We start from the raw sequence: 13,291 nt of genomic DNA, 5'->3' as shown, positions 1-13,291 counted from the left end.
GCTAAAAGATGGTCAAAGTTGGCAGTGAGAAAGTTGGCCAGCTGCGTAACTTTTAACAGCAAACTGGCCTTTGTTAAACGGTTAATTGCCAGTAATCGCTGCCAGATGCTCAGCAAAAGGCGCGGCTTTCATAAAGCCGGTTACCCGCGCTTTAGTTAGCTCTTCGCCATCGGGGCTGAAAAACAGTAACGTCGGTAATCCCAGCACCTGATAATGGTTCAACAGTTTTTCATCAGAGCGGGTCATCCTGGTCACATCAATTTTTATCAACCGCATTTTACTGGTATGCGCCTGAACCTGCGGTGCCGGAAAAGTAAACTGTTCAAATTCCTTGCATGCCACACACCATTCGGCATAAAGATCGACCAGTGTGTACTGTCCTGCTGCTTTTGCCTCAGCCAGCTGTTGCTCCAGAGCGGCTAGATCGGCGACGTCAATGAACTGACCTGTCTGGCTGGTGTCTGTTGTTGCAACAACCGCAGTTTGTGCCGGACTAAAATAGTGCCAGTTAACAAATACTGTGGTCAGCAGTAGTACCTGAGCAGCTACCAGTAAACTGGCTCTGGCTGAGCTGCTTTTGGCGTCAAACAGCAGTTTAAATAAATAACCGCAAATCAGCAGGCTGAGTAACGATGCCAGCAACAATATCTGCCAGAACGGCAGAATGCGTTCCAGTAAAATTATCGGCACCAGTAACAGCAGAAAACCAAAAGCGGTTTTTACATTGTTCATCCATGGCCCGGCTTTAGGTAACAGCTTACCACCAGACGTACCCAGTAAAATCAGAGGAATACCCATGCCGAGGCTAAGAATGTACAAGGTAACAGCCCCGAGCATTAAATCACCGCTCTGTGCTACATACATTAAGGCCGCTGATAACGGTGCAGTGGTGCAGGGTGACGCAATAAGGCCAGATAATGCCCCCATAACAAACGCGCCTTTTAAACTACCGCCCTGCTGTTTGTTACTGACTGACGTGACTTTTGCCTGCCAGCTGGCGGGTAACTGAAAATTAAAGCCGCCAAACATGGCCAGTGCCAGTAAAACAAAAATGACTGCAGCAACAATCAGCACTGCAGGATGCTGCATCCAGGCCTGAAATTTAACGCCTAAGCTGGCCACAACCAGGCCCAATGCAGAGTAAGTCAGGGCCATACCCTGCACATAACTGAATGAAAGACCAAAGGCCCGGCCAGTACTAAGTTGTTTGCCCTGACCAACAATAATACTGCTTAGAATAGGATACATTGGGAAAACACAGGGGGTGAAGGCCAGGCCCAGACCTAGCAGAAAAAACACGCCCATATTCAGCCAGACAGAGCCGTCGCTAAGCCGCTCTGCCAAATTAAACTGACTGGAGACGGGGGAGCCTGATGTTCGGTTATCGCCCCCGCCTGTTTCATCTGATACTGCTGAATCACCCGGAACAGACAGCGGGATCTCCGCTTTTATTGGTGGGTAACAAAAACCAGCTTCAGCACAGCCCATGTACTGAATACGCAAAAATGCATCTTCGCTGATATCAGACAACGGAATACGCAAGGTCAGCTGATGGAAATAAACCTCCGTTATCCCGAAAAATTCATCTTCTATCTGCATGCTGGGCGGGTAAGTCGGATGTGAAAAGCTAACAGCCACTCCGCCATACTTAAACTTATCGCGATACATGTAGTAGCCATCTGCGATAGTCCAGTTAACAATTAGCTCGTCGTCCTGCTGCCGGAAATCCATAACGAAAGCCTGATCCGCCGGCAGGAAATTGTCATCCCGTTGCAGCAGACTATCAAGCACTGAACTTTGCTGCGCATTAGCTGGCAGAGTGCTGACGGTTAGTCCCAGTAGTGAAAACCAAAGTAAAAAAGGCAGCAAAAACAGTTTGTACATCAATTAAAACCTTCTGAATGATGGGTGGGCGCTGGCGTTCACGGTTGCCTGCGTCTGCCCGCTACTATACGGCAATAATGCTCAGTTGGTCTTTTTAGTTGCGACCAACTTTTGTCATTATCAGACCTGTCGCGCCAGCCAATTATTTCAAACCTTTCTTAATTAATGATTAAGAACACCTTGCTGACGTTGCTGATTCAAGGGCGCAGTAAGAATTTTTTAGTTTGCCCCTTGGATTTTTTTCGCGACTGCCCCATATACCGAACACACATTTTAACACCCATGTTAAAACACAAAAACGCTTTAGGAGATTAGAGCATGAATATTCGTCCATTACATGATCGTGTCATCATTAAACGCTTAGAAGCAGAGAGCAAGTCAGCGGGTGGCATCGTCTTAACTGGTGCTTCAGCTGAGAAATCCAGCCGTGGCGAAGTCGTTGCAGTTGGCAATGGTCGCATTCTGGATAACGGCGATGTGAAGCCATTAGATGTAAAAGTTGGCGACAAAGTATTGTTCGGTGCCTATGTGGAGCGCACTGAAAAAGTAGACGGGCAAGAGTTTGTGATCACGAAAGAAGACAACATTTTAGGTGTGATCCTCGATTAAGTTGCACTGTTAAAGCTGCACGTTAACTCATCGTTTAACTTAGAACTGAATTAAGGAATTTTAAAATGGCTGCAAAAGACGTACGTTTTGGCGACGAAGCTCGCAATAAAATGCTTAAGGGCGTGAACATTCTGGCAAACGCAGTGCGCGTTACCCTGGGCCCGAAAGGACGTAATGTTATTCTGGATAAATCATTTGGTTCACCACTTATCACTAAAGATGGTGTGTCGGTAGCCAAAGAAATCGAACTGGAAGACAAGTTCGAGAATATGGGCGCGCAAATGGTGAAAGAAGTTGCTTCTAAAGCCAATGACGAAGCCGGTGACGGTACTACAACCGCGACAGTATTAGCCCAGAACATTATCAACGAAGGCGTGAAAGCCGTTGCTGCCGGCATGAATCCGATGGATTTAAAGCGTGGTATCGACAAAGCCGTTATTGCAGCAGTAGAAGAGCTGAAAAACTTGTCTCAACCTTGTGCCGACACTAAAGCCATTGCTCAGGTAGGTACGATTTCAGCTAACTCTGACGAAGAAATCGGTAAAATCATCGCTGATGCCATGGATAAAGTGGGCAAAGAAGGCGTAATTACTGTTGAAGAAGGCCAGGGTTTAGCCAACGAGCTGGACGTGGTTGAAGGTATGCAGTTTGACCGTGGCTACTTGTCTCCATACTTTATTAACAATCAGGAAGCCGGCCAGGTAGAACTGGATAACCCATTCATTCTGACTGTTGACAAGAAGATCTCTAATATCCGTGAATTATTGCCGGTATTAGAAGGTGTGGCGAAAGCCGGTAAGCCGTTGTTAATTATTGCTGAAGACCTGGAAGGTGAAGCGTTAGCTACTCTGGTAGTTAATAACATGCGTGGCATTGTTAAAGTGTCTGCGGTTAAAGCGCCAGGTTTTGGTGACCGTCGTAAAGCCATGCTGCAGGATATTGCAACCCTAACCGGTGGTACTGTAATTTCTGAAGAAATTGGTATGGAACTGGAAAAAGCCACGTTGGAAGATTTAGGTACGGCTAAGCGGGTTGTTATTACTAAAGATAACACCACCATTATAGATGGTGCTGGTGAGCAGGATGGTATCGATGGCCGGGTGAAACAAATTCGCCAGCAGATCGAAGAAGCCACTTCAGACTATGACAAAGAAAAACTGCAGGAACGTCTGGCCAAACTGGCTGGCGGTGTTGCGGTAATCAAAGTGGGCGCGACCACTGAGATGGAAATGAAAGAGAAGAAAGCACGGGTTGAAGATGCATTGCACGCTACCCGGGCGGCAGTTGAAGAAGGTGTGGTACCTGGCGGTGGTGTGGCCCTGGTGCGTGTTGCAGCTAAGCTAACAGGCTTAACTGGTGCCAATGAAGACCAGACCCATGGTATTAAAATTGCGCTACGTGCTATGGAAGCACCACTGCGTCAAATCGTGGCGAATGCCGGTGAAGAGCCGTCAGTGGTTGTCAACAAGGTGAAAGAAGGTTCAGGTAACTACGGTTACAATGCGGCAACTGATGTGTACGGCGATATGCTGGAGATGGGTATTCTGGACCCAACCAAAGTAACCCGTTCAGCACTGCAGTTTGCAGCATCTGTGGGTTCACTGATGATCACCACCGAGGCGATGATCACTGAATTACCAAAAGAAGATGCCCCAGCAATGCCTGATATGGGCGGCATGGGTGGTATGGGCGGCATGATGTAAATCGCGCCTACCAATAAAAGGCTCCCGGCTGATACCGGGAGCTTTTTTTTTGCTACAACTTTACACAATCTGTGGTCTATTAATACAAATTTACACAGCATACCGGATACGTTGTGAACTATAGTTTAAGGGTAATCTAAACTTAACGGTTTGATCATGGTCTTACTGTTCACATGAATTTAGCGTTCATACGATAGCTAGTATTAGTTGGAGGTTGTAATGAAAACATATTTAATAGCAATGGTTGCGCTGATAATGTCAGCGCCAGTGCTCGGTAATACAGAATCTGGTGCAGAACTGGATTTGAATTGGCAAGACCCTGATAAATTTACCGATATTCGTGCAGCAAATGATTCCCGCAGCCGTTTTCAGGAACGTGTTAAGCGTAATTTTGAAAAGTTTTTTCAGGAAATTGCCACCGACTTACCTGACGGTTACAGCTGGCAGGTAACCATCACTGATATTGATCTGGCAGGGGAAGTGGATTATTTTGTCACTAATACCGGCCAGGCGATTCGGGTAATTAAAGAAATTCATTCGCCCGCGGTAAGGTTTAATCATCTGCTACGTGACCAGTATGGCGAAGAAGTGGTTGGTGGTGAGGAACGTTTACGTGATATGGGATTTATGAGCCGGATGACGCCACGAGGAAATTCACCAGAATTTGAGTTTGAACGAGTGATGTTGCAGGACTGGTTTAAACAAGAATTACAGCCGGAAATTACTGAACATGCGGCGCTACCTGCCAAGGTGAGTAAAACGCAACAATAGTGCTGTCGTTATAAAAAACGGGCTATATTGCGGTAAATTTCTAATGCCTGCTCACGTGTTAATTGGCCGGCGCTCGCCGCCCGGCCAATACTGCTGCTAACCCTGACACTTTCAGAGTTTGCTTCAGCAGTTTGCACGGCATTAGTTGCCGGGGCATCCGCTATTGTCTGAATCGCCGTAGTCTTCAGATTGTTTTGCGCTGCTCCTGTGTCTGCAACTAAAGGGGCAGCGGCCGCGGTCCGGTTGGTATTCGACGCTTCTGTTGCGGCAACATTCAAAGTGTTACTGGTAACGGTATTAACTAGCATCGGCTACTCACAGCTTTCATCGGTTCAATTAACCACCATTAAGCATAGTAGATTTCGCTGTTTTTACCAGTAGCCTGAAGCCAACAAACTTACCAATTGCTACTTTACTGCAAGACGAAACTCAGCCAGTGTTTTGTGCAGCAATTGTAATTGCTTTACAACCCGGGCAAGTGTGGCGGTATTAAACTGTTGACTTTGCCTGATAGCGGCAACCTGCTCAGCGGCTTCACTTAAATAAGGCATAAAGCGATTACTGTTAACGCTGAAATCACTGCTGGCAGGAAAAATACTCTGATGCTTCGCCTGACCCTGCTGTTGCAACTGGTCTAACACTGCATCGGCATCTAATGCTTTGCGATACAGTTCTTTCAGGTTCTCATCAAGTTGGCTTAGCAAGGTGTCCATATGGAGTCCGTAAAATATGACAGGGGGCTATTATGCCATAACCGGCAGCTGTGATCAGCTGCCGGACCGGTTTGAGGCAACACAACTAAAACTTATTTTTTAGCAGGTCGTTTATTTGTGTTTTGATTTGTTATATTATATCTTTTTAGTGAGTTTAGCGAAGCGGAATCATTAGCGTGTTAGCCAGAGCCAGAGTGTTATTTGACAAAGTAGGTATTGCTGTGACGTCGCTATGTGCGATTCACTGTATTTTGCTACCGGTATTGCTGCCATTGTTGCCTCTGCTTGGCTTAACAGTTAACCATAACCATGCGTTTGAACGGATTATGCTGTTGTTTACCATTGTGCTCGGCTTTGTAGCGCTGTTTATTGGTTTTCATCGTTATCATCGCAAGCTTTATCCGTTTTACTCGTTGTTTTTAGGTGTATTTATTTACTGGCAACGTGATGTTTGGGGCCATGAGTATGAGCATGCAGTATTAATTGTCGGCGCGTCACTGGTGGTGCTGGCACACGTTATGAACATGCGCTTATGCAACCAGTGTCAAAGCTGCGACAGTGAACATCACGCCGACGAACCCGCTTAACCAGCGGGTTTTTTGATTGTCAGTGCCCGGCTTCTGGCCGGGTAATTACAGAAAATTCCATCCACGCCATACTCTTGTAAACGCCTGATATCGTCGGGCTGATCTACGGTGTATACATACACTTTCAGGCCGCGAGCTTTGGCATCATCGACCATAGCCTGATTAATAAAGCTGACATCGCAATTAACTGAATATGCCTGCAATTGGCTGGCAAAGGCCGCATAATCGACTGGCAGGCTGGCGGTTAACGCGCCTAGCTTTAAATCGGGCCGCTTAAGCTTTATTACGGCAAGTAAATGATGGTTAAACGAGGAAATCAGCAGCTGCTGACAGTCAAACCCCAGTTGCTGTTCGGCTTTATCAAGCAGTGCCAGCAGCGGTGCGACAGTATTGTTGCCTTTTAATTCTATATTCAGCCAGCATTTGCCATGGGTTAGCTCAAGTACCTGCCACAAGGTTGGAATACGCTGGCCCTGGCCGGCATCCAGTTGCATTAGCCCGGCTAAACTATATTGATAAATACTGCCAGTGCCATTGGTGGTGCGCTCCAGATGGTGATCATGAATCACAAGCAGCTCGCCTTGCACGGCAAATACATCTATCTCAATAGCATCCGCACCCTGAACGATGGCTTGCTCAATAGCCAGCAGGGTGTTCTCGGGGTATTCGCCACTGGCGCCACGATGAGCAATGATTTGCATGCATCCTCCTCTGAACCGTTCTGGATTAGTTTACTGCAGATTAAGCGGGAGCAGAGTATTTTTTTCTGAGACCGTTGAAGCCCTGGACGGGCGGAAACGAGCCCCCATGGATGGGTTTACGGCGTGTCGCAGAAAAAATATACGGCGCTATCGCGAGTGCAGAGAAAGGAGCAGGACATTACAATGTCCTGCTCAGGAGAGGATTAATTAGTTAATTTCAGCAAAAGGGGCACCCATTCGGGTGACAGTGCCGGGCTGTTGGTCAGCCAGAAACTCTACTTTGCCAGCCGGGAATGCCAGTACCACGGTAGAACCTAGTTTAAAGCGGCCCATTTCAGCCCCTTTTTCCAGTTTAACGGCAGTATTACCGGTTGCCGGGTAAGTCCAGCGGAAAATGGTTTTGCCGGTTGGCGGGGTAATAGTGCCGGCCCAGACGGTTTCAATACTGGCGACGATGGTTGCTCCAACCAGCACCAGCGCCATTGGGCCAAACTCAGTATCGAAAATGGTGACTACCCGCTCATTCAGGGCAAATAAGTCTTTCACACATTCAGCGGTTAACGGATTTACTGAAAACAGCTCACCGGGGATATAAATCATCTCACGCAGGGTGCCGGTTACCGGCATATGAATCCGGTGATAATCTTTTGGCGCAAGATAAATAGTGGCAAAAGAGCCGCCGGCAAAAGGTGCTGATGTTTGCTCCAGGCCTCCCAGCAGGTTTTGCAATGAGTAGTTGTGATGCTTAGCTTGCACCAGTTTGCCGTCAACAATCGGGCCCAGCTGACTGATAGCGCCATCTACCGGATGAGCAACAATGTCAGGTTCGCTTGCCAGCGGGCGGATGCCGTCTTTTAAAGGCCGGGTAAAGAATTCGTTAAAACTGGCATAGTCTTCCGGGCGTTCCCATTGGGCTTCACTCATGTCTATTTTATAGGCTTTGATAAAGCGCTTAATTAAGAAATGACTGAACCAGCCCAGTTCAGCTGCGGCAATTTTACCGGCAAGGCGTGAGATAAGATGTTTCGGCATCAGGTATTGCAGGGTAATTTTAACTTTATCCATTGAGTTACTAACCTTTTACTTAAAAATAATTCGGTTTGTCCTGCACCATACTGGCCAGGATTTTTAAATAGCTGTCGTAGCGTTCGCTGCTGATTTCACCTTGCTCTACCGCGTGCTGAATGGCACAGCCAGGATCACTGATATGCTTGCAATCCCGGAACTTGCAGCGGCCAAGCCAGGGCTGAAACTCAATAAAACCTTCAGTCACTTCCTGTTCGCTTAAGTGCCATAAAGCAAATTCACGAATGCCCGGTGAATCAATTAAATCGCCGCCTTCTGGCAAGTGATACAGCCTGGAAACGGTAGTGGTGTGCTGACCTAAGCCGGAATTTTCCGATACTTCCCGTGTTGCCGCGGTAAGGCCTGGCATCAGATTATTCATCAATGATGATTTACCCACTCCAGACTGGCCGACAAAAATACTGGTACCACTGTGTATTTGCTCAAGCAGCTCAGGCATTCCCTGGCCTGATTTGGCACTTACTAACAGGTAATCATAGCCAATTTTACGATACAGGCTCAGTTGCTCGTTCAGTTGTTGATGCTGCTGTTCGCTCAGTAAATCGACTTTATTGATAACCAGCAATGGTTTGATATGGGTCATTTCGGCCGCGACCAGGTAGCGGTCAATTATATTTAATGACAACGCCGGTAAAATAGCCGAAACAATTATCATCAAATCAATATTTGCCGCCACGGGTTTTAAACCATCATAGAAATCAGGCCGCAACAAAACTGAGCTTCGCTCTTCCACTGCCTCGATAACGCCGTCAATGCTGCCGGTACTTTGCCGGGCCCGGCGCCAGACAACTTTGTCGCCGGTAACGACCGAGCTGATGGTGCGGCGCATATTGCAGCGAACTATTTTGCCGCTCAAATCCTCAATATCGGCATGCTGGCCAAAACGGCTAAGTACCAGGCCCGGCTCGGCGGCCAAAAGCACATCATCATCCCATTGCTCGGCTTTAGCTTTTTTATTCCCCCGCAGCCGCTTTTGCTCGTTCTGGGCAATCCGGTCGGTCTGGCGTTTGGTCAGGTGTTTTTTTTTGGTCACTTGCTGGTTTTACCGTTGTGCGCAAACAGGCGCTATCAGTGTTAAGCTTAAGGCGTGTATCATACCTGTAATCTGAATTTGAACAAAGCAGCGCGCATGTAAGGAAGGGATATGGCAACAAATGACACTAATTTAATCTGGCTGGACCTGGAAATGACCGGACTTGAACCTAAGACAGATGTAATTCTGGAAATGGCGACCATTGTCACCGACAGCGAACTGAATATCCTGGCTGAAGGCCCGGTATTTGCTATCAGCACCTCGGCCCAGATCCTGGATAATATGGATCCATGGTGCGTAGAGCAGCATGGTAAAAGTGGTTTGACGGCCCGCTGCCTGGCCAGCAAAGTGAGTCTGGCTGAGGCAGAAAAACAAACTATTAAATTTTTAAGTCAGTATGTCGCTAAAGGTAAATCGCCGATGTGCGGCAATAGTATTGGTCAGGACCGGCGGTTTTTAGCTGAATATGCGCCAGAGCTTGAGGGCTATTTTCATTACCGTAATCTGGACGTCAGCACGGTAAAAGAACTGGCCAGACGCTGGCATCCGGCAGTACTGGATAACGTAAAAAAAACCGGCGCGCATCTGGCATTGGACGATATTCGGGAGTCGATTGCTGAATTAGTAACCTATCGCCAATATTTTTTCAAATTACCATCATAAAGTGCTTGCATAAGCGCGCTGATTTTGTAAAATGCGCGCCATCACAACGCAACAGCGTTGGCCGATGCGAGTATAGCTCAGCTGGTAGAGCGCGACCTTGCCAAGGTCGAGGTCACGAGTTCGAACCTCGTTACTCGCTCCAAATTCGAACAAAAAGCCGCTTTTAAAGCGGCTTTTTGTTTTATTTTTTTGCTACACTCAAATCAGTTTCTCCCTGGGTAGCTATCTATATCCGACGTTACTGTGGTAAGCAAAGATGATTGAATCGCCCTGCGTCCGAAATTGTTGTCTCGATCAGCAAGACATATGTTTAGGCTGCGGCCGTTTGCTTGCCGAAATACTGGAATGGCAGCAAGCTAAAGAGCCAAGACAGCAGCAGATTGTTGTGTTGGCGCAGCAACGTTTAGCTAAACGCCAGACAGGTCTTATGCATCCCGCGGTAACCCCTTGTGAATAATTCTTACCAGTCGCTCAGTTGACCTTGGCAGTATGTTTTCGGCTTGCCAGCTTTTCCGTTTTTGTTGCGCCAATGCCCAGTCGATATGCTCGCATACCAGTGGTGAGCTGGTTGTTCTGGCTTGCTGTAACGCTTCAATAATCTCAGGTTTATAGGGGGCGTTGCCAAGGGCGACGGCAATATTGCGCTGCCAGCGCTCAAAGCCAATCCGACGAATAGCGCTACCTTCAGTCAGCCGTAAAAAAGTGGCTTCGTCCCAGGCAAAAAGTTGCAGCAAATCCTGGTCCTGCCACTGGGCCCGGCGTTGAAAGTCAGCTTCAATACTCAGCGGCGCCTGCCGATTCTCCGGGCAGACCAGCTGACAGTCATCACAGCCATAGATGCGGTTGCCTATTAATGGCCGCAAGGCTTCAGGGATGGCTGTTTTCAGTTCAATGGTTAAATAGGAAATGCAACGGCTGCCGTCAACCACATAAGGTTCAACAATAGCTCCTGTCGGGCAACTTGTGATGCAGGCGACACAGCTGCCACAATCACCCTGATGTGGCTCATCAACGGGCAGAGGAATATTGACAAGTAATTCACCGAGAAAAAACCAGGAGCCGGCACCGTGTTCCAGTAATAAACTGTGCTTGCCTACCCAGCCCAGGCCAGCCTGTTGTGCCAGAGGGCGCTCAAGTATCGGCGCTGAGTCAACAAAAGGCCGGAAACCGAGTTCAGGAATTTCGTCGCTGATTTTTTGAGCCAGTTGTTTGAGGCGGTTACGGATTAACTTATGATAATCGCGGCCCAGGGCGTAACGGCTGATGTAAGCTTTGCTTGGATCAGCCAGGTTGGTGGCAAAGCCAGCTTGTGCCGGCAGATAGTCCATTCTGGCACTCAGCACCCGTAATGTTCCGGGTAGCAGCTCAGCAGGGCGGGCACGCAGCATGCCATGCTCTGCCATATATTGCATTTCGCCATGATAGCCTCGCTCAAGCCAGGCGGCCAGCCGCGGCTCTTCGCTACTGATGTCAGTATCAGTAATACCCAGTTGCTGAAACCCCAGCTCCTTAGCCCACTGCTTTATTTGCCAGGCAAGCTGTTGGTAATCGATAGCCATAGCGGTTATTTCCCCGGGCGGTAGAGTCTGACATCAGCAATACTTTAACATAGCGCGAAGATGGCCGGGAACCGGATATTCATTTTCTGGTCAGAGTGCTCGGGGAATACTGTGATTTTCATCGCAGTTTTGCTGGCCGGGCTTTGCCATAGTTTGTTAACATGGCTACAGAGTGTCGGGATTGCAAATGCGTTTTTAAAATCTGAGGTCGTGTGATAGCAAAATATACAACAATTCTGGCAGATGAAAACGCAACGCTGGCCTTTGCTGCACGCTTAGCCACTAAGTTGCAGGGCGGCCAGGTTATTTTCTTGCATGGCAGTCTGGGGGCAGGTAAAACCACCTTCAGCCGCGGTATTTTGCAAGCGCTTGGGCATAAGGGTACCGTTAAAAGCCCGACTTACACACTGGTGGAGCCATATCAGTTAGCAGCGCTTACTGTGTATCATTTTGATTTGTACCGGCTGGCCGACCCGGAAGAGCTGGAGTTTATGGGGATCCGTGATTACTTCAGCAGCCAGAGCCTGTGTTTACTGGAGTGGCCTGAAAAGGGGCAGGGTTATTTACCTGAGCCGGATCTCGACATACACTTAAGTTATCTGGATACTAAACGGCAGCTGGTTATCAGTGCCAGCACTGCAGCGGGCCGTACCATAGTAGATGCAATAAGAGATGATGAAAAATAATAATAAATTTCTTAGCTGCGCCGGGCTAACCATCTTATGGTTTTTTTCAGCGTTAAGTTATGCCAGTAATCAGGTGCAAAGCATTCGGATCTGGCCCTCACCCGATAATACCCGGGTAGTGCTGGACTTGGCTGCTGCACCGCAGTACAAAAGTTTTAGTCTTAATGATCCGGACCGGCTGGTTATTGATCTCAGTAATATTACCGGCAGTGCAACCTTACCAGCGATCAGTGGTGACTCATCTTTAATTAAAGCGATACGAAGTAGTGGCGATGACAGCAGCATGCGCATTGTGCTGGACTTAACCCGCAATGTAAAACCGACCGTGTTTGCCCTGACGCCAACTGCCCCATATGGTCACCGCCTGGTTATTGACTTCCCCGAGCAGCAGCGCATTGAGAGCCGACCGCCGCCGAGTATCCGTGCTGCGCGTGATATTGTGATCGCCATTGATGCCGGCCACGGTGGTGAAGACCCAGGCTCTATTGGCCCAAGTGGCATTTATGAGAAAAACCTGACCTTACCAATTGCCAACCGGCTAGCCGAGCTTATCAACAAAGAGCCCGGCATGCGCGCTGTAATGGTGCGAACCGGCGACTATTTTATCCACGTTAACCGCCGCACAGAAGTCGCCCGGGGCCATCAGGCAGACTTACTGGTATCAATTCATGCCGATGCCTTTACCTCACCTCAACCAAAAGGTGCCTCGGTATGGGTATTGTCATTGCGGCGGGCAACCACCGAAGTGGGCCGGATGTTGGAACAAACAGAACGCCACTCTGAGCTTTTGGGCGGTGTGGCAGAAATTATCCGGGATTCGGCTAACGAGCGCTATTTAGCGCAAACCGTGCTGGATTTATCAATGAACCACTCTATGGTTACGGCATATCAGGCGGCAAATCAGGTGCTGGGCGAGCTGGGCACGATAACCTCATTACATCAGGCAAAACCGCAGGCAGCCAGTTTTGGCGTACTGAAATCACCCGATATTCCGTCCATTCTGGTAGAGGTGGGTTTTATTTCCAATCCAAATGATGAAAGACAACTTAAATCGGCCAGTCATCAGGCCCGGTTAGCACAGTCGCTGCACCGGGCGTTAAAGCGTCATTTTCAGCTGGCGCCGCCGGCAGATTCGCTGTTCGCCCAGCAACGGGCGCGGGAGCATAAAGTGCAGGCTGGTGAGTCTTTGTCGTTATTAGCACAGCGCTATGATGTATCGGTAGACGCGTTGCGCAGTCATAACCAATTAAGCAACGACAGTATCCGGATTGGTCAGGTTTTACGGATCCCGTGACA

The 13,291-nt window shown here is 48.4% G+C and carries 15 protein-coding genes and 1 tRNA gene; 9 read left to right on the top strand and 7 right to left on the bottom strand.

Annotation, left to right across the window (positions count from 1 at the left end):
• Nucleotides 1-81: 81 nt before the first annotated feature.
• Nucleotides 82-1,884 carry a protein-disulfide reductase DsbD gene (locus KQY15_RS16795; RefSeq protein WP_217671069.1) on the bottom strand — a complete coding sequence of 601 codons (1,803 nt, stop codon included), beginning with the start codon at nt 1,882-1,884 and terminating at the stop codon, nt 82-84.
• 318 nt (nt 1,885-2,202) lie between these two features.
• On the opposite strand from KQY15_RS16795, the gene KQY15_RS16790 reads away from it, so the two are divergent.
• From KQY15_RS16790 to KQY15_RS16780, 3 genes are all read left to right on the top strand, one after another.
• A complete protein-coding gene (locus KQY15_RS16790; protein WP_217671068.1) occupies nt 2,203-2,493 on the top strand; it encodes a co-chaperone GroES in 291 nt (96 codons plus the stop codon).
• A 65-nt stretch (nt 2,494-2,558) separates the two neighbouring features.
• Complete coding sequence (groL, locus tag KQY15_RS16785) at nt 2,559-4,196, top strand: chaperonin GroEL (protein ID WP_217671067.1); 1,638 nt, start codon at nt 2,559-2,561, stop codon at nt 4,194-4,196.
• 219 nt (nt 4,197-4,415) lie between these two features.
• Nucleotides 4,416-4,967: a DUF3016 domain-containing protein gene (locus KQY15_RS16780; protein WP_217671066.1), complete on the top strand. Its 552-nt coding sequence runs from the start codon at nt 4,416-4,418 to the stop codon at nt 4,965-4,967.
• 8 nt (nt 4,968-4,975) lie between these two features.
• On the opposite strand, the gene KQY15_RS16775 is transcribed toward KQY15_RS16780, so the two are convergent.
• Together KQY15_RS16775 and KQY15_RS16770 are read right to left on the bottom strand one after the other, a co-directional pair.
• Nucleotides 4,976-5,275, bottom strand: coding sequence for a hypothetical protein (locus KQY15_RS16775; protein ID WP_217671065.1), 300 nt, complete (start codon nt 5,273-5,275; stop codon nt 4,976-4,978).
• A 99-nt stretch (nt 5,276-5,374) separates the two neighbouring features.
• Complete coding sequence (locus tag KQY15_RS16770) at nt 5,375-5,680, bottom strand: prephenate dehydrogenase (protein WP_217671064.1); 306 nt, start codon at nt 5,678-5,680, stop codon at nt 5,375-5,377.
• Between the two features lie 176 nt (nt 5,681-5,856).
• Here KQY15_RS16770 and KQY15_RS16765 point away from each other — a divergent pair, with 176 nt between their 5' ends.
• A complete protein-coding gene (locus KQY15_RS16765; RefSeq protein ID WP_308160262.1) occupies nt 5,857-6,267 on the top strand; it encodes a MerC domain-containing protein in 411 nt (136 codons plus the stop codon).
• Here KQY15_RS16765 and KQY15_RS16760 read toward each other — a convergent pair.
• The 3 genes from KQY15_RS16760 to rsgA all read right to left on the bottom strand — a co-directional run bounded on the left by KQY15_RS16760 (nt 6,264) and on the right by rsgA (nt 9,087).
• Complete coding sequence (locus KQY15_RS16760; RefSeq protein ID WP_217671063.1) at nt 6,264-6,968, bottom strand: glycerophosphodiester phosphodiesterase; 705 nt, start codon at nt 6,966-6,968, stop codon at nt 6,264-6,266. The two genes, KQY15_RS16765 and KQY15_RS16760, sit on opposite strands and share 4 nt — an antisense overlap.
• Before the next feature lie 207 nt (nt 6,969-7,175).
• Nucleotides 7,176-8,033 carry an archaetidylserine decarboxylase gene (asd, locus tag KQY15_RS16755; protein WP_217671062.1) on the bottom strand — a complete coding sequence of 286 codons (858 nt, stop codon included), beginning with the start codon at nt 8,031-8,033 and terminating at the stop codon, nt 7,176-7,178.
• 19 nt (nt 8,034-8,052) lie between these two features.
• Nucleotides 8,053-9,087, bottom strand: coding sequence for a small ribosomal subunit biogenesis GTPase RsgA (rsgA, locus tag KQY15_RS16750; protein ID WP_217671061.1), 1,035 nt, complete (start codon nt 9,085-9,087; stop codon nt 8,053-8,055).
• 111 nt (nt 9,088-9,198) lie between these two features.
• Between rsgA and orn the strand changes: the two genes are divergently transcribed.
• The 3 genes from orn to KQY15_RS16735 all read left to right on the top strand — a co-directional run bounded on the left by orn (nt 9,199) and on the right by KQY15_RS16735 (nt 10,207).
• A complete protein-coding gene (gene orn / locus KQY15_RS16745) occupies nt 9,199-9,750 on the top strand; it encodes an oligoribonuclease (RefSeq protein WP_217671060.1) in 552 nt (183 codons plus the stop codon).
• Between the two features lie 66 nt (nt 9,751-9,816).
• Nucleotides 9,817-9,892, top strand: a tRNA-Gly gene (locus tag KQY15_RS16740).
• Nucleotides 9,893-10,006: 114 nt separating this feature from the next.
• Nucleotides 10,007-10,207, top strand: a complete 201-nt coding sequence (locus tag KQY15_RS16735) for a DUF1289 domain-containing protein (RefSeq protein ID WP_217671059.1) — start codon at nt 10,007-10,009, stop codon at nt 10,205-10,207.
• Here KQY15_RS16735 and queG read toward each other — a convergent pair.
• A complete protein-coding gene (gene queG, locus KQY15_RS16730; RefSeq protein WP_217671058.1) occupies nt 10,176-11,309 on the bottom strand; it encodes a tRNA epoxyqueuosine(34) reductase QueG in 1,134 nt (377 codons plus the stop codon). The two genes, KQY15_RS16735 and queG, sit on opposite strands and share 32 nt — an antisense overlap.
• Before the next feature lie 215 nt (nt 11,310-11,524).
• Between queG and tsaE the strand changes: the two genes are divergently transcribed.
• Together tsaE and KQY15_RS16720 are read left to right on the top strand one after the other, a co-directional pair.
• Complete coding sequence (gene tsaE / locus KQY15_RS16725; RefSeq protein WP_217671147.1) at nt 11,525-11,995, top strand: tRNA (adenosine(37)-N6)-threonylcarbamoyltransferase complex ATPase subunit type 1 TsaE; 471 nt, start codon at nt 11,525-11,527, stop codon at nt 11,993-11,995.
• Nucleotides 11,982-13,289 (top strand): N-acetylmuramoyl-L-alanine amidase, encoded by a 1,308-nt coding sequence (locus KQY15_RS16720; RefSeq protein WP_254795787.1) that lies wholly within the window; start codon nt 11,982-11,984, stop codon nt 13,287-13,289. The genes tsaE and KQY15_RS16720 overlap by 14 nt, the downstream gene beginning before the upstream one ends.
• The last annotated feature ends 2 nt before the right edge of the window (nt 13,290-13,291 follow it).

This window comes from Arsukibacterium indicum (genome assembly GCF_019100565.1).
GTDB classification, from domain to species: domain Bacteria; phylum Pseudomonadota; class Gammaproteobacteria; order Enterobacterales; family Alteromonadaceae; genus Alishewanella; species Alishewanella indicum.
The sequence above is the reverse complement of the archived record's forward strand: the minus strand, read 5'-3'. Positions and strand labels throughout refer to the sequence as shown.